Annotated in this window: 17 protein-coding genes; 11 read left to right on the top strand and 6 right to left on the bottom strand. The window is 71.6% G+C overall.

What is annotated here, in order from left to right:
* The first annotated feature begins 51 nt into the window (after positions 1-51).
* From AB0D04_RS05420 to rfbA, 5 genes are read left to right on the top strand one after another with little or no spacing between them, the layout of a single operon-like run.
* Positions 52-984, top strand: a complete 933-nt coding sequence (locus AB0D04_RS05420; protein WP_362699627.1) for an aldo/keto reductase — start codon at positions 52-54, stop codon at positions 982-984.
* A 26-nt stretch (positions 985-1,010) separates the two neighbouring features.
* Entirely contained in the window at positions 1,011-1,958 is a 948-nt protein-coding gene (locus AB0D04_RS05415) for an ATP-binding cassette domain-containing protein (protein ID WP_362699625.1), read from the top strand.
* Positions 1,955-2,737 carry an ABC transporter permease gene (locus AB0D04_RS05410; RefSeq protein WP_362699623.1) on the top strand — a complete coding sequence of 261 codons (783 nt, stop codon included), beginning with the start codon at positions 1,955-1,957 and terminating at the stop codon, positions 2,735-2,737. Before AB0D04_RS05415 ends, AB0D04_RS05410 begins: the two co-directional genes overlap by 4 nt.
* Positions 2,703-5,759: an amino acid adenylation domain-containing protein gene (locus AB0D04_RS05405; RefSeq protein WP_362699621.1), complete on the top strand. Its 3,057-nt coding sequence runs from the start codon at positions 2,703-2,705 to the stop codon at positions 5,757-5,759. Before AB0D04_RS05410 ends, AB0D04_RS05405 begins: the two co-directional genes overlap by 35 nt.
* A 39-nt stretch (positions 5,760-5,798) precedes the next feature.
* Positions 5,799-6,668 (top strand): glucose-1-phosphate thymidylyltransferase RfbA, encoded by an 870-nt coding sequence (gene rfbA / locus AB0D04_RS05400; RefSeq protein WP_362699619.1) that lies wholly within the window; start codon positions 5,799-5,801, stop codon positions 6,666-6,668.
* Between the two features lie 95 nt (positions 6,669-6,763).
* Here rfbA and AB0D04_RS05395 read toward each other — a convergent pair whose 3' ends face one another.
* From AB0D04_RS05395 to AB0D04_RS05380, 4 genes are all read right to left on the bottom strand, one after another.
* Positions 6,764-7,921: a nucleotide disphospho-sugar-binding domain-containing protein gene (locus tag AB0D04_RS05395; RefSeq protein ID WP_362699618.1), complete on the bottom strand. Its 1,158-nt coding sequence runs from the start codon at positions 7,919-7,921 to the stop codon at positions 6,764-6,766.
* A 63-nt stretch (positions 7,922-7,984) separates the two neighbouring features.
* Positions 7,985-8,998 (bottom strand): Gfo/Idh/MocA family oxidoreductase, encoded by a 1,014-nt coding sequence (locus AB0D04_RS05390; RefSeq protein ID WP_362699616.1) that lies wholly within the window; start codon positions 8,996-8,998, stop codon positions 7,985-7,987.
* A complete protein-coding gene (locus tag AB0D04_RS05385) occupies positions 8,995-10,344 on the bottom strand; it encodes an NDP-hexose 2,3-dehydratase family protein (protein ID WP_362699614.1) in 1,350 nt (449 codons plus the stop codon). Before AB0D04_RS05385 ends, AB0D04_RS05390 begins: the two co-directional genes overlap by 4 nt.
* A gap of 98 nt (positions 10,345-10,442) precedes the next feature.
* A complete protein-coding gene (locus AB0D04_RS05380) occupies positions 10,443-11,627 on the bottom strand; it encodes a nucleotide disphospho-sugar-binding domain-containing protein (protein ID WP_362699612.1) in 1,185 nt (394 codons plus the stop codon).
* 179 nt (positions 11,628-11,806) lie between these two features.
* On the opposite strand from AB0D04_RS05380, the gene AB0D04_RS05375 reads away from it, so the two are divergent.
* From AB0D04_RS05375 to AB0D04_RS05360, 4 genes are all read left to right on the top strand, one after another.
* The gene (locus AB0D04_RS05375; RefSeq protein WP_362699610.1) at positions 11,807-12,547 is read left to right on the top strand and encodes a glucose 1-dehydrogenase; all 741 of its coding nucleotides are present in this window, start codon (positions 11,807-11,809) and stop codon (positions 12,545-12,547) included.
* A 145-nt stretch (positions 12,548-12,692) separates the two neighbouring features.
* Entirely contained in the window at positions 12,693-13,958 is a 1,266-nt protein-coding gene (locus AB0D04_RS05370) for a beta-ketoacyl-[acyl-carrier-protein] synthase family protein (protein ID WP_362699608.1), read from the top strand.
* Entirely contained in the window at positions 13,955-15,175 is a 1,221-nt protein-coding gene (locus AB0D04_RS05365; RefSeq protein WP_362699606.1) for a ketosynthase chain-length factor, read from the top strand. The genes AB0D04_RS05370 and AB0D04_RS05365 overlap by 4 nt, the downstream gene beginning before the upstream one ends.
* A gap of 63 nt (positions 15,176-15,238) precedes the next feature.
* Complete coding sequence (locus tag AB0D04_RS05360) at positions 15,239-15,517, top strand: acyl carrier protein (protein WP_362699605.1); 279 nt, start codon at positions 15,239-15,241, stop codon at positions 15,515-15,517.
* 68 nt (positions 15,518-15,585) lie between these two features.
* Here AB0D04_RS05360 and AB0D04_RS05355 read toward each other — a convergent pair whose 3' ends face one another.
* Positions 15,586-16,428: an AfsR/SARP family transcriptional regulator gene (locus tag AB0D04_RS05355; RefSeq protein WP_362699603.1), complete on the bottom strand. Its 843-nt coding sequence runs from the start codon at positions 16,426-16,428 to the stop codon at positions 15,586-15,588.
* 220 nt (positions 16,429-16,648) lie between these two features.
* Here AB0D04_RS05355 and AB0D04_RS05350 point away from each other — a divergent pair, with 220 nt between their 5' ends.
* Together AB0D04_RS05350 and rfbB are read left to right on the top strand one after the other, a co-directional pair.
* Positions 16,649-17,272, top strand: a complete 624-nt coding sequence (locus tag AB0D04_RS05350; RefSeq protein WP_362699601.1) for a dTDP-4-dehydrorhamnose 3,5-epimerase family protein — start codon at positions 16,649-16,651, stop codon at positions 17,270-17,272.
* Positions 17,269-18,243 (top strand): dTDP-glucose 4,6-dehydratase, encoded by a 975-nt coding sequence (rfbB, locus tag AB0D04_RS05345; RefSeq protein WP_362699599.1) that lies wholly within the window; start codon positions 17,269-17,271, stop codon positions 18,241-18,243. The genes AB0D04_RS05350 and rfbB overlap by 4 nt, the downstream gene beginning before the upstream one ends.
* A 65-nt stretch (positions 18,244-18,308) precedes the next feature.
* Here the strand turns inward: rfbB and AB0D04_RS05340 are convergent, their stop codons facing one another.
* Positions 18,309-19,598 (bottom strand): ATP-grasp domain-containing protein, encoded by a 1,290-nt coding sequence (locus AB0D04_RS05340; RefSeq protein WP_362699597.1) that lies wholly within the window; start codon positions 19,596-19,598, stop codon positions 18,309-18,311.
* Between the last annotated feature and the right edge of the window lie 41 nt (positions 19,599-19,639).

The raw sequence follows: 19,639 nt of genomic DNA, 5'->3' as shown, positions 1-19,639 counted from the left end.
CCCAGTGGGGGTCCAGTGACGCTTGAGCCGCTGTACCTAACGTCAGCGCCCATGAGGCACAGACAGCTCGGTACCGGCGACCCGACCGCCGCGGCGATCGGCTTCGGCACGCTGGCGCTGGTCGGCGGATACGGCGCGGTCGACGGGGAGACGGCACAGGCCACGGTGCGGCATGCGCTCGACCTCGGGGTGACCCTCCTGGACACTGCCGACTTCTACGCCGGCGGCGAGATCGAGCGACTGGTGGGCCGGGCGGTCGCCGGGCGGCGCGAGGACGCGCTGATCGCCACCCGCGGCGGCGCCGTGTTCACGGGCGCCGCGCGGCCCACAGCCTTCGACTGCAGCCCGGAGCGGCTACGCCGGGCCTGCGAAGCCTCGCTGCGGCGCCTGGACGTCGACCACATCGACCTCTACTACTTGGCGCGCGTCGACCCTGCCGTCCCGGTCGAGGAGAGCGTCGGAGGCCTCGCCGAGCTGGTCGCCGCCGGCAAGATCCGCTGGATCGGGCTCTCCGAGGTCTCCGCGGAGCAGCTGCGCCGGGCGCACCGGGTGCACCCGGTGACCGCGCTGGAGAGCGAGTACTCCCTATGGGAGCGCGGCATCGAGAACGAGATCCTGCCTGCGGCCCGCGAACTGGGCGTCGGCCTCGTGGCACACAGCCCGCTCGGCAGGGGGTTCCTGGCCGGAGGCCTCGGCTCGGCACACGACCTGGTCCCCGGTGATTTCCGTCGCCGGCAGGAGCGGTTCGCCGACGAGAGGCTGCGGCGGGACCGGCGCCGTCTGGCCACCGCCGAGGGCATCGCCGCCGCCCACGGGCTCAGCCTCGCCCAGCTCTCGCTCGCCTGGCTGCTGGCACGCGGCGAGGACATCGTGCCGATCCCCGGTACGCGCACGGCGGCACACCTCGCGGAGAACGCGGCGGCCGCCGACGCCGTGCTCGACCCGGACGAAGCCGAACAGCTCTCGGCCGTCCTCATGGGCTGATCAACATCTGCTCCGAAGGGAGAGCCATGCCTCAGGCCGCTCGCCACACCCCCGTGATCTGGTTCGACTCCGTGCACCGGGCCCCCTCCGAACCCCCGTCAGCCGAACTCTCGTTCACCGTCCCGGCGGGACAGCTCGCCGCGGTGGTGAGCCCGGAGCCCTCGGTCGCCGCGTCCGTGGCGGACCTGGCCACGGGGCTGGCCGCGCCGGCAACCGGGACGGTACGCCTCTTCGGGAACGACCCCTTGGCGGCGCTGCGTGATGGCCGGGCCGGGGCGGTCTCCCGACGCTGCGGACTGCTGCAGCAGGTGACGGTATCCGAACTGCTCTCCATCGTCGGTGAATTGGCGGGCGACCGGTGCCCCGTGGCCGACCTGGCGGAACGGGCCGGGGTGGGCGGACTGCTGCGTCGCCGCACGGAGTCCCTGACGGCGGGCGAACAGGCGCGGGTGAGCCTCGCCGTCGCCCTGGCCGGCGCGCCCGAGCTGCTGATCCTGGAGGAGCCCGCGGACGGCCTGGACGAGGCGGAGCGCGCAGAACTCCTCGTCCCGGTCCGTGCCGAGGCGGCGGCCGGGCGCACGGTGCTGCTGGTGACCTGCGACATCGATACCGTCAGCGAGCTCGCCGACCGGTTCCTGATCGTGGACCGGAGTGGCCTGGTCGCCGACGCTCCCGCTGCCGGGCTTGGCGCCGGAAGTACCGCGCACACTCTGGCCTTCTACGCCCCCACGGCCACCGAGGACCTGCTACGGGAGCTGCCCGGCACCCTGCGGATCCGGCTGTCCCAGGGGTGCGCCCGGCTCAGCACCACGGACGTGGCGGCGACCCTGGCCGGCTTACGGGACGCGGGCATCGAACCCCGACGGCTTGAGGTCGGCGACGGCGGGGTGGCGGACCGCTACCTGCGGCTCGTGGAGCCGGGCGGCGGGCAAGCCTCAGGGGCCGGGGAGACCACCGAAGGAGCCGCACGGTGAGGACCTTGTTCCGGGTGGAGCTGCGGCGTGTGCTGCGCGACCCCGCCTACCTGTGCGGCAACCTCATCATCCCCGTCGGGATGTGCCTGCTGCTGTCCCTGAGGTTTTCGCCGCCCGTGCCGGACGGGGTGGACCCGATGACCCGTATCGCGGTCTCCATCGCCCTCTTCAGCTCGGTCAGCGCGGCACTGAACAGCACCGGGCTGCGCATCCTGAAGGAGCGGCACACGGGCTGGACCACCAGGCTCGGTCTGACGCCGCTGCCCGCCCACCGCTATCTGCTGCTCAAGCTCGGTGTGGGTGCGGTGGCCTGTCTGCTGCCGGTCCTGCTGATCCCGGGGCTGATGGCCGGGATCATGGGCACCCAGGTGCACTGGACCGCGTTCCTGCTCTCGCTGCTCACGGCCTGGCTGGGGACACTGGTGTTCTGCGTGCTGGGCGCCCTCGTCGGATGCCTGCTCGGGGAGGCCGTCGGCGGACTGCTCTGCGTCGGCCTGCACGTCGTGCTGTCCGTACTGGCCGGAGTGTTCTGGCCGGTCTCCGCGATGCCCGGCTGGCTGCAGGCGGCCACCCTGGCCAACCCGCTCCGCCACCTGCTCGAAGCGGTCGGTCACACGCAGGCGGGCGGGGTGCCGGGGTTGGCCCACGTCCTCGTGCTGCTCGGCGTCCTGTTGTGCGTCAGCCTCGCCCTGGTGATGACCCACCACCGCGTTCTCGTCCCCCGGACACGACTGGAGGTTCCCCGTGGCGCCCAGCCACCGACCGTACCGACGCAGTGAGACCGTCCACGGCCTCTTCCGCTGGTGCGCCGAGCGGTGGCCGGGCGCCGTCGCTCTGGTGCACGGGGACCGGCGGATGACCTACCGGGAGCTCGATGCGCTCTCCGACGACTACGCGGCCGAGCTGGCCGCCCGCGGGGTGCAGCCGCGCTCCTTCGTCCCCGTACTGCTGCCGCGCGACCCGGAGATGGTCGCGGTGCTGCTCGCGGTGCTCAAGTGCGGTGCCGCTTACGCCGCGCTCGACCCGGCCTGGCCTCGCGAGCGCCGGCTCGCGCTGATCGGGCAGCTGGACGCCCGGCTGGTGGTCGCCCGCGAAGGCGGCTGGCCGGTCCCGTCCTGGGCGCCGGTGGCGGGCGCGACGGGACGCGGACGGCCGGCGCCCGCGGTCGAGGCGGACGGCGAGGACCCGTGCCAGGTCTTCTTCACCTCGGGCTCGACCGGCCGACCCAAGGGCGTCGTGGTGCCGCACAGCGGCACCGCGCGGCTCTACGACGCCTGCGTCTGGGGGGACTTCGGCCCGGGCACGGTACAGGTGCAGACCCTACCCGCGCACTGGGACGGGTCGATCGTCGACCTCTGGAGCGTGCTGCTGTGCGGGGGCACCTCGGTCTTCGTCGACGAAGTGCTGCGCCCGGAGCTGCTGCGACGGCTGCGCGGGGAGCAGGGGGTGAACACGGCGTGGCTGCCGACCGCCGTCTTCAACATGATCGTGGATGAGAGCCCGGATGCCTTCGAGGGGCTGCGGCAGGTGTTCATCGGCGGCGAGCAGGTCTCGCCGGCGCACTGCCGCCGCTTCCTCGAACACCACCCCGGCATCCCCCTCAGCAACACCTACGGGCCGGTCGAATCGGCCGGCATCGTCACCCACCACCGGATCACGCCGGCCGACACCACCGATCCCCTGGGCGTCCCTATCGGCGTGCCGGTGTCCCACAGCGAGGTGTACGTCCTCGACGGCGACCGGTCCTGCGGCCCCGGCGAGTCCGGCGAACTGTGTCTGGCGGGCGACGGGCTGGCGATCGGGTATCTCCGCGAACCGACGCTCACAGAGCGGCAGTTCACGGACGTCGACACCCCCGAGGGCCCGCGGCGGATCTACCGCACAGGGGACTGCGGGCTCCGTACCGAGCGGGGCGTCCTGCACATCCAGGGGCGCACGGACCTCCAGGTCAAGATCCGCGGCCACCGGGTCGAGCCCAGCGAGGTGGAGTGCGCCGCCGAGGAGCTGCGGGGAGTGCGTCAGGCCGTGGCCGTCCCGCTCCGGGACGCCGAGGGCGCCTGCACCGACCTGAGGCTCTGCTACGTCGCCGAGCCTGGTGACCCGCTCGACGAGGAGACCCTGTGGGGGGCTCTCGTCCGGCGCCTGCCCCAGTACCTGGTCCCCCGCGAGATCATCAGGGTGGGAGCGATCCCGCTGACGCGCAACGGGAAGACCGACCGCGCGCGTCTGGCCGCCCCCCGTGCGGTGGCGCGGCCTCACGAGGACCCGCTCACGGGCACCGTGGCCACCACGGTGGAGATCTTCCGCCAAGTTCTGGCCCGCCCGGGCGTCTCCCCTTCCGCGTCACTGCTGTCCCTCGGGGCGAATTCGCTCGAACTCGCCCGGATCTGCACGCGTGTGGCGACGGAGACCGACCGGCCGGTCCCGCTCTCGCAGCTCTACCGGACACCGTCTGCCGCCTCCCTCGCCGGCTGGCTGGAACGAGCCCCGGCGGCCGCAGACCCCGCCCCGGGCGCGGAGGACGACCTGGGAGGTGCAGTGCCGTTGACGGTGGGCCAGCTCAACTACCTCCACAGCTCCGACAGCACCAGCTCGCTGCTCGCCTGGCGGGTCGAGGGCGCACTCGATCTCGATGCGATGGAGGCGGCGCTGAATGACCTCCACCGGCGGCACCCGGCCCTCCGCGCGCACTACCGGCGCACCGATCCGCCGACGCTGCAGGTGCCGTCGGCGCCGGGCGAGGTGGAGTTCGTCCGACTGCCACGGGACGCGGCCGACGGCACCCGTCGGGAACGCTTCTTCGCGGCGCTGCAACAGCCGCTGGCTCCCACTCAGGGGAAAATCTGGCGTGCCGTGACGGTGCCTGAAGACGACGCGGGGGCATGGCTGTTCGGCCTCGCCCTGCACCACATTGCCTTCGACGCCAGCTCCAGCGGCCTGATCACGGACGACCTGACGCTGGCCTACGCCGCCCGGCTCGGCGGCCGGGAGCCGGTGTGGCCACGACCCGTGCCGCATCTGGCACAGGTCGCGGCAGAGCACCTCAAGCGGCTGGAGGCGAGCGACCTGCCGGCCCAACGGGACTACTGGCGACGTACGTTGCGCGGGCTTCCCCCGATACGGCTGCCGGGCGCGGCCGCCGCGAGCGCCGTGGCCGGCCCGGCGCTCGGTCGGGTGCGGCGGCTGCCTGCGGAGGTCCTGGTGCCCTGGGAGGAGGAAGTGAAGTCCGGGCGCACCACCCGCTTCGGCTACTTGGCGGCGGTCTTCGGCGAGGCTCTGCGGTCGCTGACGGGCCAGTGGGACATCGGCTTCCTGGCCCCCGTCGCGGCCCGCGGCAACCCGCTGCAGGACGCCACCGTCACCTGCCGGGTCAACCCGGTCTGTCTGCGCCTGCGTCGGCCCCGGGGCTCGCGTGCGGATGTGCTGACGCAGACGCAGCAGGTGATCAACGAGGCGTTCGCCGGGCAGGACCTCTCCCTCGGCGAGGTCGTCGCCGCGCTGTCCGCCTTCGGGCCGTTCGGCTCGGTGCTGCGGACGCTGCCGGTCCTGTTGGTCCAGGACGACAACCGCAGGCAGCTGTCCCTGCCCGGGTGTACGGCCGAGTTCATCGACGACCGGCCGGGGAAGGACATGCCGAGCCCGCTGGCGGTCGAGGTGCTGCTGGACCAAGAGGGAGCGACACTCCGCGTCGGGGTGCGTACCGATCTGCTGCGGGTCGGGTTCGCGGACACCGTCGCCGAGGAGTTTCTCCGGGTCTTGCGCGCCGGCCCCGGCAATTCCCGTCCTGCTGAGGTCGGTTGACCGCATCTGCGGATGCGCCGGAAATACGAGGGGGAGCCCATGCGTGGAATCATTCTGGCCGGTGGGACCGGCTCACGGCTCTGGCCGATCACCCAAGCTGTGTCCAAGCAGCTGATGCCCGTCTTCGACAAGCCAATGATCTACTACCCGTTGAGCACGCTGGTGACGGCCGGCCTCCGGGAGATTCTGATCATCACGGCCCCGGAGGACCAGCCGCAGTTCGCCCGGCTGCTCGGAGACGGGAGCCAGTGGGGGCTCCGGCTGGAGTACGCCGTGCAGGAGCGCCCCGAGGGCCTGGCCCAGGCGTTCGTGATCGGCGCGGATTTCCTCGACGGCGGCCCGGTGGGGCTGATCCTGGGGGACAACATCTTCCACGGGGCCGGCCTGGGCCGGCAGCTGGACTCGGACCGCGAGCCGGCCGGCGGGCAGGTCTTCGCCTATCCGGTGTCCAACCCGTCGGACTACGGAGTGGTGGAGTTCGATCCGCAGGGCCGTGCGGTGTCCATCGAGGAGAAGCCCGCCCGGCCCAAGTCCCGCTACGCCGTGCCGGGACTGTACTTCTACGACAACCGGGTCGTGGACATCGCCAAGAACCTGACGCCCAGCACCCGCGGCGAACTGGAGATCAGCAGCGTCAACGCGGCCTATCTGGAGGCGGGCGAACTCTCCGTGCGGCCGCTCGACCGCGGCACGGTTTGGCTCGACACCGGGACCTTCGCCACCCTGATCCAGGCGTCGGAGTACGTCCGGGTGATCGAGGAGCGGGAAGGGCTCAAGATCGGGTGTGTGGAGGAGGCCTGCTGGCGGGCCGGCCTGATCGGCGACGACCGGCTGTACGAACTTGCCGAACCGCTGGTCAAGAGCGGTTACGGCGCCTATCTGCGCGGGCTGCTGGAGCAGGAGCGCTGAGCCCGCCGCGCGCCCGGACCAGGGCGCGCACACCGAACGGGCACCGCGGCGCCCGCGGCGCCCGTGCTCGTTGACCACCTGGCGGCCGACCCGGCTCAGACCGCCCGGCCGGCCGCCAGCTTCGCCAGCTGTCCGACCACCTCGTGCGGGGAGGGCTGCGCGACCATCTCCTCTCTCAGCCGTGCGGCCGAGGCCCGGTACTCCTGTCCCCGCAGCAGGTCGCGCACATGGCTCCGGGCGAGCGGACCGGACAGCTCGTCGACCTCGATCGTCCGCACCGCCCCGGTCTGCGCGAAGCGTGCGGAGCCGAACCGCAGGTCCGGCAGGTAGGGGATGGCCAGCTGCGGCACCCCGGACAGTGCGGAGGTGAACAGCGTGCCGTCTCCGCCGTGGTGGACCACCGCGTCGCAGGTGGGCAGCAGCGCGCCGAGCGGGCAGGAGCTGACGACCCGTACGAAGTCCGGAACGTCTCCCAGGGCGGCCCGGTCGGCCGCCGAGACCGCGAGCCGCAACTCGGCGTCCAGGTCCCGCAGCCCCTGGAGCAGCGGGGACTCCCCGAAGCCCGGGCCCGTGACGAACTCCCGCATGGCGATTCCCGAGCCGAAGGTCAGACAGACCCTGGCTCGCTCGCCCCGCTCGAACAGCCCGGCGGGCACCTTGCCGTTGGGGCTGTAGGGCACATAGCGCACCGGCAGGCGGCGGTGCCGCAGCGAGTCCGGGACGATGCTCGGCGGACAGGGGTCCACGGTCCACCAGTCGGGGTCTTCCGGTACCTCCTGGCCGAAGCGTCCGAACAGCTCATGGAACGCGGCAGGCAGCCGCTCCACCAGCGTGGCGCCGCGCCCGAGGATGTCGACGCCCCAAAGGCAGCGCACGCTGAGTGCGCCGGTGACCGCCGCGGCCAGCGGCCCCGCGAAGGCGGCCGGATCCCAGACCACCGCGTCCGGCCGCCAGATCCGGGCCAGCGCCACCACCTCGTCCGCCATCGCGTCGGCGACGCGGCAGAACAGCAGCTTGGGGTCGTAGCGCAGCTCGCCGCGCGCCACGCGCCCGACCATGTCCCGGTGCAGCCGCTCGAAGTCGACGGACGGTCCCGCGGTACGGACCGGCAGCCCGGACCGCACCGCCACGGGAGCGAGATCCGGGGAGGTCACGACCTGGACGCTGTGGCCGGCGGCCATCGCGGACCAGGCGAGAGGAACCATGGTGAAGTGGTGTGACGCCAGGGCGGACGTCACGAACAGCAGGCGCACAGCAGCGGTCTCCTTGGGATGACGAACACGGAGTGCGGCGGCCCGGACGTGCGGGCCGGAGGGTCATGCGAGGGTGCGGATCTGCGCGGCGTGGCGCACGGCGGCCACCAGCGCGGCCTGGCGGACCATCGCGTCCGCCGCGTTGATGCCACCCGCCGCCGCGGTGTCGTCGACGCGCGCTCCGGTGAGCACGTCCCGCGCGAACGCCGCCGCCACATTGCGGAATTGGTCATCGGCCGCCAGATCGAGGTGCCGCACTCCGCCCGGGCGCTCCACTCGGACCGACGGCGCCAGGTCGGCCGGCGCGGTGTACGCGCGCTCCACGACGATGCGGCCCTCACTGCCCCACAGCTCGTACGCGCCGCGGTAGTGGCGGTCGAAGCCGAACTCCACCTGGGCGGTGAGTCCGGACACGGTGGCCAGTAGAGCGCTGCCGCCGATGTCCACCCCCGAAGTCCGGTCCACCCGCAGCCGGGCTCCGGCCACCTCCAGCGGGCCGGAGAGCAGCAGCTGAGCGGCGCGCAGCGGATAGACACCGACATCCAGCAGGGCGCCGCCGCCCAGCTCGCGCCGGTAGCGCACATCGTCCGCCGGGCGCGGGGGGATACCGAACACCGCCCTGCAGGAGCGGACTTCGCCGATCTCACCGGCGGTCACCAGCTCCCGCACCGCACGGTGCTGGGCGTGGTGCAGAAACGCGAAGTTCTCGCGTAGCAGCAACCCGCGCTCCCGTGCCAGGCCGGCCAGGCGCGCGGTCGCGGCATGGTCGTCGGTCAGCGGCTTCTCGGCCAGGACGTGCTTGCCCGCGCGCAGGGCCCGGTCGACCCAGGTGTGGTGCAGTCCGGTCGGCAGCGGTACGTACACCGCGTCGATGTCGGCCCGCTCGATCAGCCGCTGATACCCGGCCACCGCCCGGCAACCGAACTCCGCGCCGAACGCCTCGGCTCTGGCCCGGTACCGGCTGGCCACCGCGGCGAGTTCGAGCTCCGGTACGCGGGATACCGCCGGGAGGGTCCGCCGCCGGGCGATCGAGGCACAGCCCAGGACCCCCAGCCGCACCGGCCGCGCGCCGTTCACCGTGCACCAGCCCACAGGCTGTGCAGCGAGGTCACCAGCGAACGCGCCTGCACGTTGAGGTAGTTGCTGTGCTGGAGGAGCAGGCCGAGCTGGTGCACGGTCAGCCATCGGAAGTCCTCGGACTCGGGTATCGGCGTTCGCTCGTCCACCTCGATGATCCGGTAGCGGCTCCGGGCGTGGTGGAAGCGCCCGCCCTCCTCGGAGAGCACCGCGTCGTAGCGCACCGACTCCGGGGCGGCCGACCACACCAGGTCCAGCAGTGGCGGCTGCTGCTCCGCCGGTCTCCCGGCGTGGCTCAGCGGCTGGCACTGCACCGTGGGGGCGAGTTCGACAGCACTCTGGAAGCCGGGCTCCATCCGAATGTGCAGCAGGGCGTGCAGGGTCCCGCCGATGCGCTTCACCAGCATGGCGACCTCTCCGTCGCCGCGCGGCTCGATCAACGGCTGGGTCCACCCGGCCACTTCCCGGTTGCTGGCGTTCACCGATACCGCCATGACGTCGAAGAACCGGCCCTGTTCATGGGAGATCGCACTCTCGGTACGGTGCCATCGGCCGATGGCGTTCAACGGCAAGAGCTCGGTACTCAACCGGTACCGGGCCCGGCCCTCGGTGATCCAGCTGAGCACCTCACGCAGGCCGGTCTCCGCGCCCTCGCCCGCCAGCGAGCGCAGCAAGGCGGTGCGGAAGGCGCCGTCCGGGGCCGCCGCGGCGGGCGGCGTGAAGGGCATGCAGGCCAGGACCGTCCTGGTGTCCATGTTGACCAGGTTGTCGTGCCGCATCAGCCCGAGGATCTGGCCGATCGTCAGCCAGCAGTACTCGGGCCCGGCTTCGACATCCTCGTCGACCTCGACCACCATGTTGCGATTGCGCTTGCGGTAGAACCAGGATCCCTGTTCCGACTGGAGCACATCGACCAGGATCCGGCCCCGGCGGCGGCCGGGCAGGAAGTACTCCAGGTAGGGCGTCGCGGCACCCCGGTGGACCCGGGTGTAGTTGCTCCGGGTCGCCTGAACCGTCGGGGAGAGCTGGAGCAGATTGACGTTGCCGGGCTCCATCTTGGCCGACATCAGGCAGTGCAGCACCCCGTCGATCCGCTTGACCAGGATGCCGAGGATGCCGATCTCGGGCTGGTTGATGACGGGCTGGGTCCACTCCCGTACGGGACCGTAGTCGGTGTGGACCCGCAGCCCCTCCACCGAGAAGAAGCGCCCGCTGCCGTGCCGCAGATTGCCGGTGCCGGGTTCGAAGTCCCAGTCGCGCAGCTCGTGGAAGGGGATCCGGTCGATCCGGAACCTGTTGGCGGTCAGCCGCTCCTGCAGCCAGCCGCGCAGCGATCCGGTGGGCATCGGCCGACTGTCCGCCACGGTGGCGGAGGCGCTGAATTCCAGGGCCGGGCATGCTTTACCGGGCCCGCTCGGAGCCGCTGCGGCCCCATGGGCGAGGGTCACCGCTGCCCCCTCGTACCGATGCCGGGGCACCCGCCGTCCTCGACGAACAGCTCGACGTGCCGGGCCACGTCGGCGGGGGTCGGGCGGGTCAGGTTCTCCGCCGCGACCTCGGCGGCACGCTCCGCGAATCCAGGCTCCTCCAGCAGCCGGGCGCAGTGATCCACGACGGTCCCGGCGTCCAGCTGCTCGGGCGGTACGGAGAGCGCGGCGCCGGCCCGGATCACCCGTTCCGCATTGGTGAAGTGGTCCAGGCCACGGGGGAGCACCAACTGGGGCCGGCCGGCGAGCACGGTGGCCATGGTGGTGCCGGCGCCGCCGTGGTGGACCACCAGCCCGCAGGCCGGCAGCACCGCGTTCAGCGGCAGCCACCCGGCCGTGCGCACGCCCGGGGGCCAGGGCCCGGCGTCGGCGGCGATGCGGTCCGCCACACCCACCACGACGTCGACGCCGAGCTTCGGCAGTGCTTCGGCGGTCTCGCGCAGCAGCGAGACGAAGTCCACCAGGCCGAACCGCGGGAGCAGCGATCCCATGGTGACCAGCACCTTTGGCCGGCCCTCGGGGCACAGCGCCCAGTCAGGGGCGACGCCGCTGCCGTTGTACGGCACATAGCGCATGGGCAGCCCGGCCCCGGCCGCGTCGCCGCGCAGCGCGCCGGGGCAGTTGTCGATGCGCAGGGCGGGCCCGGGAATCTCCGCCAGGCCCAGCGCGTCCAGTTCCCCGGCCAGTTCCGTAACGGCGGCCAGCTTGAACACGGGCATGGTCATGATCCCCCAGCCGTGCTCCACCCAGGGTATGCCGCGACTGGCCGCCGCCATCGGGCCGGCGAATTCGTTCGGCTCGCAGATCAGCAGATCGGGCCGGAAGGAGTCCACCAGGCCCAGGGTTGCCTCCAGTGAGTGCGCGGCCAGCCTGCCCCAGGCCCGGCCGCCGAACTCCTCCCGGTCCCGGGGGTCCCGCGGCGGGCGCAGCCGGCGGCCCTCCCGGTCGTGCAGCATGAAGCGGTCGAAGGCGATGGCGGGCACGCCACCGGCCGCGTGCAGGCCGGCGCTCGTGATCCGGTCCGAGAAATTGGCCGGCGCGCTGACCAGTACGTCGTGACCCTGAGCACGCAGCGCCCAGGCCAGCGGGACCATCGGGAAGAAGTGGCCCTCCAGAGCGGAGGTCGTCATCAGTACCCGCATTCATCGCTCCCTTGGGACCGCACGGGCCCCGTGCCCGCGTCACCGCCTGCTTTCTACTGGCACCGGCATTAATCCCGGTCGAGGGGCGCTCCAGAGCAACTCGGGTTCCGCCGTCCACGATCGACGGACGCAGATCGCAGGGGCTTTCCGGGCTCCGGGACACGGGACAGGGGACAGGAATGGGCAGGCTGGCCGGCCGCGTCATGCTGATCACGGGCGCGGCGAGGGGGCAGGGAGCGGCCGCAGCGCGCTTGTTCGCGGCCGAGGGGGCGCGGCTGGTGCTCACCGATATTCGCGAGGATGAACTCCACTGCCTGGCAACGGAGTTGGGTGAATGCGCCGTCGCCGTGGGACTCGATGTACGTCTGCCGGAGAGCTGGGAGCGGGCGGTAGCGGCCGCCGTGGAGCGCTGGGGCCGGCTCGACGGACTGGTCAACAACGCCGGCGTGGCGCTGTACAAGACCTTGGAGCGCACCAGCCACCGGGACTGGAGCGAGCTGATGGACACCAACCTGCTCGGGGTGTTCCTCGGTATGCGCGCGGTGCTTCCCGCGCTGCGCGCGGCGGGCGGCGGCACGGTCGTCAACGTCGCGTCCGTGGGCGGCCTCTCCGGCATCCCCGGCATGGCCGCCTACTGCGCCAGCAAGGCCGGGGTGCTCGGCCTGACCAGGGCCGCCGCACTGGAGTGGGGGCCGCACGGCATCAGGGTCAACGCCGTGTGCCCGGGCCACATCGACACAGCGATGACCCGGCTGCCGTTCCAGGATTCCGGCGCACTGGCCCGGGCGCTGCCGCTGCGCCGGGTGGGGACGCCCGAGGAGATGTCCAGACTGGCGCTCTTCCTGTCCTGCGACGACTCGTCCTACTGCACCGGCAGCGAATTCGTGGCCGACGGCGGCCGGACGGCGGGCACCTACTGAGCGGCAGCGCTCCCGGCCGCGAGCCCGGTTCCAGGCCGCTTCCAGGGAATCTCGACGCCGCGCACCCATCATTCCGGGGTGGTTCCGACTCATCACCAGGAAAGAGGTGTTCGTTGATGGCCGAGGACGACGCGGGGCACCCCCGATGAGCCGCCGGGTCGCGATCACCGGAATGGGCGTCGTGGCTCCCGGCGGCATCGGCGTCACAGCGTTCTGGGACCGGATCACTGCCGGGCGGACGGCCACCCGCCTGATCAGCTCCTTCGACCCGGCACCGTTCCGCTCCAGGATCGCCGCCGAGTGCGACTTCGATCCGGCACAGCAAGGCCTGTCGGCCCAGGAGATCCGCCGCCTCGACCGTGCCGGGCAGTTCGCCCTGGCCTGCACCCGTGAGGCGCTGGCCGACGCCGGCCTGAAGCATGGGTCGGCGGCCGAGCGCACCGGAGTATGCATGGGCAGTGCGGTGGGTTGTACGACACGTCTTGAGGAGGAGTACACCGTCCTCAGCGACGAGGGCCGGAACTGGCTGGTGGACCACACCTATGGCGTGCCACATCTCTACGACTGGTTCGTCCCCAGCTCTCTCGCCGCCGAAGTGGCCTGGGAGGTCGGCGCCGAGGGGCCAGCGACGGTGGTGTCGGCGGGGTGCACCTCGGGCATCGACTCCGTCGGGCACGCCTGCGAGCTGATCCGTGAGGGCAGCGCGGATGTCATGATCGCCGGCGGTGCCGAAGCGCCGATCTCCCCCATCACCGTGGCCTGTTTCGACGCCATCAAGGCCACGTCGGCGCTCAACGAGGAGGCGGAGAGCGCCCTGCGGCCCTTCGACCGCACGCGCAACGGCTTCGTCCTCGGCGAGGGCGCCGCCGTCCTGGTGCTGGAGGAACTGGAGCGGGCCACGGCACGCGGCGCCCGCATCTACGCCGAGATCGGGGGCTTCGCCTCGCGCAGCAACGCCTACCACATGACCGGTCTGCGCGCGGACGGCCGGGAACTGGGCGCCGCCATCACCGGTGCGCTGGACGCCGCCGGTCTGGCCCCCGCCGAGGTCGACTACGTCAACGCGCATGGCACGGCCACCCGGCAGAACGACCGGCACGAGACCGCCGCGATCAAGCACGGGCTCGGCGAGCACGCCTACCGGACACCGGTGAGCTCCATCAAGTCCATGATCGGGCACTCGCTCGGCGCGATCGGCTCCATCGAGGTCGCCGCCTGCGCCCTGGCGATCCGTCACGGTCTGATACCGCCGACCGCCAACCTGCACGAACCGGACCCGGAGCTGGACTTGGACTATGTACCGCTGACGGCGCGCGAGCGGCGCGTGGACGCCGCCCTGTCCGTGGGCAGCGGCTTCGGCGGCTTCCAGAGCGCGATGGTACTGACCAAGCACGGGCGGAGGGCACGGTGAACACTCCAGCGGTGGTGACCGGTATCGGAGTCCTCTCCCCTGTGGGAGCGGACCTCGAAGAGCACTGGTCAGCGACCCTGCGTGGGCAGAACGGGATCGGGCCGCTCACCCGCTTCCCGGCCGAGCGCTACCCAGCCGGCCTGGCCGGCGAGGTGCCCGGCTTCGACGCGACGGCCCTGCTCCCGGGGCGGCTCGTCCCCCAGACGGACCGGGTGACCCAGCTCTCCCTGGTCGCCGCGGAACGGGCCTTCGCCGATGCCGCGGTCAACCCGGCGGATCTGGACGGCTTCGAGATGGGGGTGTCCACCTCCAGCGCCTCGGGCGGATTCGAGTTCGGCCAACGGGAGTTGCAGCATCTGTGGCGGCACGGCCCCCGCCATGTCAGCGCCTATATGTCCTTCGCCTGGTTCTACGCCGTCAACACCGGCCAGATCTCGATCCGGCACGGCACGAACGGGCCCACCGGCGTCTTCGTCGGCGAGCAGGCGGGCGGCCTCGACGCGGTGAGCCAGGCCCGCCGGAGCATCCGCAAGGGCCTGCGGCTGATGGTCACCGGCGGAGTGGACAGCGCACTGAGCCCGTACGCATGGGCATGCCAGCTCGCCGGGGGCGGCCTCAGCACCCGCAGCGACCCCGCGCGCGCCTATCTGCCCTTCGACGCCGAGGCCGACGGGCACGTCCCCGGGGAGGGCGGCGCCATCCTGCTCGTCGAACCGGACTCCCCCGAGGTGCGCGCCCGCGCTCCCCGGGTGTACGGCGAGATCGCCGGGCACGGGGCGACCTTCAGTCCGAAGCCGGGCTCGGGCCGACCGCCGGGGCTGCGCAGGGCAGCCGCACTCGCGCTGGCCGACGCCCGCCTGGAGCCGGCGGACGTTGACGTGGTGTTCGCCGACGCGGCCGGTCGGCCCGGCCCGGACCGGGCCGAAGCGGAAGCGATCAGCTCGCTGTTCGGACCGCGGGGCGTACCGGTCACCGCTCCGAAGAGCATGACCGGGCGCCTGTACTCCGGCGGTGCGCCGCTCGACCTCGCGACGGCGCTGCTGTCCTTCCGGGACCAGGTGATTCCGCCGACCGTCAACGTCGGCCGGCTCGCCGAAGGCTGCGACCTGGATCTGGTGCTCGACCGGCCCCGGGAGGCGCCCCTGCGCACCGCACTCGTCCTGGCCCGGGGCCACGGCGGGTTCAACTCCGCGATGGTGCTCCGTGCCGCCGGCTGAGCACGGCCGCTCCTGTTCCTCTCCCCACGGATGTCTCACCCCCTATCGATTGGAAGTGCTCCGATGAGCTCGTTCACCCTGGATGACCTGTACCGCATCCTGCGCGAGTGCGCCGGCGAGACCCAGGAGGCGGAGCTGGGCACGACCGCCGCCGACCAGACCTTCCCGGAGCTCGGCTACGACTCGCTGGCCCTGCTGGAGACGCTGAGCCGCGTCGAGCGCGCACTCGGCGTCTCCCTGCCCGACGAGACGCTCAACGGGGTAGAGACGCCCCGGCAGTTCGTGGAGCTGGTCTGCCGGCTGGCGGCCGAGGCCGAACCGGTGGCCGCACAGGCCTCCTGAGCACCTCGGGATCGCACGAAGGGGCGCACACCAAAAGGTGTGCGCCCCTTCGTCTACGCTGCGTGAGGTCAGCCGCGCGAGCCCACCAGCCGACGCTCGTGCACCGTCGGCAGCGCGTCCGGGTCAGCGTCGGTCAGGACCGCCTGATGCACCTGCTGCAGCCAGGAGGACGGCTCCAGTCCGACGTCCTCGATCAGCGTGGAGCGGATGCGCTGGTAGGTCTCCAGCGCATCCGAGCGGCGCCCCGAACGATGCAGGGACAGCATGAACTGCCCCTGCAGGGTCTCGTTGTACGGGTGCTCGATGCTCAGCGCCGCCAGCTCGCTGAGCACTTCCCTGTGCCGCCCGCACCGGAGGTCCGCGTCGATGCACTGCTCCAGCACCACCAGACGGGCCTCCTCCAGGCCGCGCACCTGCGGCTCGATCGCAGGGCCGGCCGGGACGTCGACCAGGGCCTGCCCCTGCCAGACGTCCAGGGCCGCGCGCAGCTTCTGTGCCGCGGCGGCGAAGTCCCCCGTGGCCAGCGACTGATGGCCCTGCGCCGCCAGCTGCTTGAACACCGCGAGGTCCAGCTGCTCGGGGCGGATCCGGAAGACGTATCCGCCCGGGACCGTCTGCAGCACGTGCTTCGAGGCGGTCGACTGGTTGATGTTCAGGGTCCGTACCAGGAACTTGCGGAGCTGCAGGATGTACGTCTGCAGCGTGGTCAGCGCGCTCGATGGCGGGTTGTCGTCCCACAGCTCCTGGACGAATCCGCTCACCGACACCGTCCGGTTGGCGTTGAGTAACAGCAGGGCGAGCGCCTGGCGTGGCTTGAAAGCGCTGAGCGAGTGCGGCACCCCGTTCACTTCGATCGCGAGCGATCCCAAGACCACAGCCCTCATGCCCGGCAGTTCGACGGTTGGCCGCATAGTGCTCTCCCCCAGCGATTTCTAGCCTGTCGCCCTAATCCACAGACCTCTTACCTTCTACTAAAGTCCGTCACACTAGAGGCGTGATGGGAAAGAACTTGTGTGTCTATTGGAGCATGTTGTGATTCATGAGCCGTGAGCACTCTGTCCAGTTTCATCACGATCTATCCGCACTGTGGGCTTGAGCCAGACTGGACCCGCGGTGGTTAGCGTCCCGGGCATGAAGATCCGTCCACTGGCCGTGCCAGGGAGCTTTCTGCTCGAACCGCGGCTGCTCGGGGACCACCGGGGGCACTTCTATGAATCCTTCAAGGACAGCGCGTTCACCGCTGCCGTCGGCAGAACCTTCCACGTCGCGCAGACGAACTTCTCGGTGTCGCGACGCGGTGTGGTCCGAGGCCTGCACGCCACACACGTACCGCCGGGCCAGGCGAAGATCGTGACGTGTCACCGCGGCGCGCTGCAGGACATCGTCGTCGACGTCCGGTGGGGTTCGCCCACCTTCGGCCAGTACCAGGTGACCGTCCTGGAGGCCGGACGCGGCACCGCCGTCTACATCGCCGAGGGCCTCGCCCACGGCTTCGCCGCCCTGACCGACGACACCTGCATCGGCTACCTGTGCTCCAGCGAGTACGCTCCGGGCCATCAGCTCGACCTGAACCCCTTCGATCCGGACCTGGCCCTGCCCTGGGACGTCCCCGACGGCACGCCCCTCGTCTCGGAGAAGGACCGCGAGGCCCCCGGCCTCCGAGAGGCACAGGCAGCCGGACTCCTGCCTCCGTACGCCGACTGCCTGCGCCTCCACGGCCAGGAGTCAGACCGGCAGGAAGAGGTGCGGCCATGAGAGTTCTGGTCACCGGCGGCGCCGGGTTCATCGGCTCGCACTACGTGCGCACCATGCTCTCGGGCGGCTATCCCGGCTACGAAGCGGCGCGGGTCACCGTGGTCGACAAGCTGACCTATGCCGGCAACACGGCCAACCTGCCGCTGGACCACCCGCGGCTGGACTTCGTACGCGGGGACATCACCGACCCCGCCCTGCTGCGCACGGTGCTGCCCGGCCACCAGGAAGTCGTCCACTTCGCCGCCGAATCCCATGTCGACCGGTCCGTGGAGGTCGCCGCGGAGTTCGCCCTCACCAATGTGGTCGGTACCCAGAGCCTGCTCGACGCGTGTCTGCACGCGGGCGTCGAGCGCGTGGTGCACGTGTCAACCGACGAGGTGTACGGCTCCATATCCCAAGGCGCCTGGACGGAGGAGTGGCCACTGCAGCCCAACTCCCCTTACGCGGCGGCCAAGGCCGGCAGCGACCTGATGGCGCGCGCGTATTGGCGCACGCACGGCCTGGACGCCCGTACCACCCGCTGCTCCAACAACTACGGGCCGTACCAGCACCCGGAGAAGCTGATCCCGCTGTTCGTCACCAGACTGCTCAGCGGACGGACCGTGCCGCTCTACGGCGACGGCCGCAACGTCCGCGAATGGGTCCATGTGGACGACCACTGCCACGGTGTCCACCTGGCCCTCACCCGGGGCCGGGCCGGGGAGGTCTACAACATCGGCGGCGGAACCGAGCTGACCAACCGGGAGATGACAGAACGCCTGCTGGAGCTGTGCGGGGCGGGGTGGGACAGCGTCCGGCACACCGACGACCGCAAGGGGCACGACCTCCGGTACGCCCTCGACGACAGCAAGATCCGCAAACAGCTCGGCTACCGCCCCCGGATCCCGCTCGACCAGGGCCTGGAGGACGTGGTCCAGTGGTACCGCGACAACCCCTGGTGGTGGAAACCGCTGCTCGACGAACGGGGCTGAGCCGTACCGCCGTCCCGCTGTCCCCGTCCGGAAGAGGACGGGGACAGCGGGGCGGCCGCAGTGCGTCACACGGCGGGCGGCGCACCGGCCATGCGGTACTCGAAACCGACCAGGCCGGCGACTCGGTCCGCCAGGTCCAGCAGGGACGGCAGATCGACCGTCCTCGCCCCGAGGAGGTAGGCAACGCTCTCGCTGGGACGCAGCGGGTCCGGCCGCTGTCCCACGTCCAGCAGCGGGACCAGGTACTGCACGCCGGGCAGCCGTGCGGCGGCGGCTACCCCGCGGACCGCCGTCACCTCCTCGGCCTCCAGCGGCGCATAGCCGCGCAGCACCATCGAGTAGCCCGAGAACCGGCCTGGCAGTCGCGGCCGCTCACCGAGCGCCACCCGGGCGATATCGGTGAGGTAGTCGTAGCCGTGCGGCAGCAACGCCAGGGGAACGGCGAAGCCGTTGCGGCCATTGACCTCGATCACCCGGGGCCCGTCAGCGGTCAGCTTCACCTGGACGAGCACCGCACCGTGGTAGGCACCAACGGCCCGGATGGCCCGCTCGGCCATGTCGGCCACAGCCTCGCACAGTTCCTCAGGCAGAGCGGAAGGAACGATGTGGCCGGCATCCCGGAACGGCGGTGCCTGCGGCGGCTTGGCCCCGACCACCACATGATGGATCTCCCCTTCGAACAGCAGGCACTCGACCGAGAACATGTCGTCTAGCCGCGGATCGGCCGGATGCTGCTGGTCGCCCCCGAGGTACTCCTCAAGCTGGAAGACCGGCTCCTCCCCGGGCGTCGGCGGGGTCTCGGAGTACACCCGGCGCCCTTCTTCCAGGCAGCGTTCCAGGTCGTCCGGAGTGGTGATGCCAAAGGTGGCGATGCTTCCCATGCCGCGTACCGGCTTGAGCACGGCCGGCAGCGGTACCACGCGCAGGGCCGCCGGGATGTCCTCGCGGCCGCGCAGGGTGGCCCAGGCCGGTGTCGGCACGCCCGCCGCCCGCAGCCGTTCCCGCTGCACGTCCTTGCGCAGCAGCGCCGGTATCGCGGAGACCGGGTGGTGCGCCAGACCGAGCGCCTCGGCGACGGCGGCGCCCTCGGCCAACAGCACCTCGCTGCTGGCCAGCACGCCGTCCACCTGGTGCGTCGCGGCGAAGTCCAGTGCGGCGGCGACCAGTTCACGAGAGCCAGACACCTCGATCACCGGCCCCAGGGCCGCCAGCCGGTCCAGCTCCGCTCTGCCGCCTGGCATCCGTGACGTCGGCACCATGAAGGCGATCTCCACATCCAGCGCCTCGACCAGCCGCTCGGCCTCTTCCGGACCGAGCGGTGAGACCGCGTGCAGGACCAATAGCCGCTTCTGCATTCCTCGACCACCTTTTCTTGGGAGCGGGCCGGTTCATGCTG

This window comes from Streptomyces sp. NPDC048483 (genome assembly GCF_040651455.1).
Classification (GTDB): domain Bacteria; phylum Actinomycetota; class Actinomycetes; order Streptomycetales; family Streptomycetaceae; genus Streptomyces.
This window is presented reverse-complemented; position numbering and strand designations above follow the sequence as displayed.

What these genes read in the sequence shown, in the direction of transcription:
- AB0D04_RS05350 (WP_362699601.1), top strand. Translation starts at nt 16,649, where the DNA reads ATGAAGATCCGTCCACTGGCCGTGCCAGGGAGCTTTCTGCTCGAACCG.
- AB0D04_RS05375 (WP_362699610.1), top strand. Translation starts at nt 11,807, where the DNA reads ATGGGCAGGCTGGCCGGCCGCGTCATGCTGATCACGGGCGCGGCGAGG.
- AB0D04_RS05355 (WP_362699603.1), bottom strand. Translation starts at nt 16,428, where the DNA reads ATGCGGCCAACCGTCGAACTGCCGGGCATGAGGGCTGTGGTCTTGGGA.
- AB0D04_RS05385 (WP_362699614.1), bottom strand. Translation starts at nt 10,344, where the DNA reads ATGCCCACCGGATCGCTGCGCGGCTGGCTGCAGGAGCGGCTGACCGCC.
- AB0D04_RS05420 (WP_362699627.1), top strand. Translation starts at nt 52, where the DNA reads ATGAGGCACAGACAGCTCGGTACCGGCGACCCGACCGCCGCGGCGATC.
- AB0D04_RS05415 (WP_362699625.1), top strand. Translation starts at nt 1,011, where the DNA reads ATGCCTCAGGCCGCTCGCCACACCCCCGTGATCTGGTTCGACTCCGTG.
- AB0D04_RS05360 (WP_362699605.1), top strand. Translation starts at nt 15,239, where the DNA reads ATGAGCTCGTTCACCCTGGATGACCTGTACCGCATCCTGCGCGAGTGC.
- AB0D04_RS05340 (WP_362699597.1), bottom strand. Translation starts at nt 19,598, where the DNA reads ATGCAGAAGCGGCTATTGGTCCTGCACGCGGTCTCACCGCTCGGTCCG.
- AB0D04_RS05370 (WP_362699608.1), top strand. Translation starts at nt 12,693, where the DNA reads ATGAGCCGCCGGGTCGCGATCACCGGAATGGGCGTCGTGGCTCCCGGC.
- rfbA (WP_362699619.1), top strand. Translation starts at nt 5,799, where the DNA reads ATGCGTGGAATCATTCTGGCCGGTGGGACCGGCTCACGGCTCTGGCCG.
- AB0D04_RS05380 (WP_362699612.1), bottom strand. Translation starts at nt 11,627, where the DNA reads ATGCGGGTACTGATGACGACCTCCGCTCTGGAGGGCCACTTCTTCCCG.
- rfbB (WP_362699599.1), top strand. Translation starts at nt 17,269, where the DNA reads ATGAGAGTTCTGGTCACCGGCGGCGCCGGGTTCATCGGCTCGCACTAC.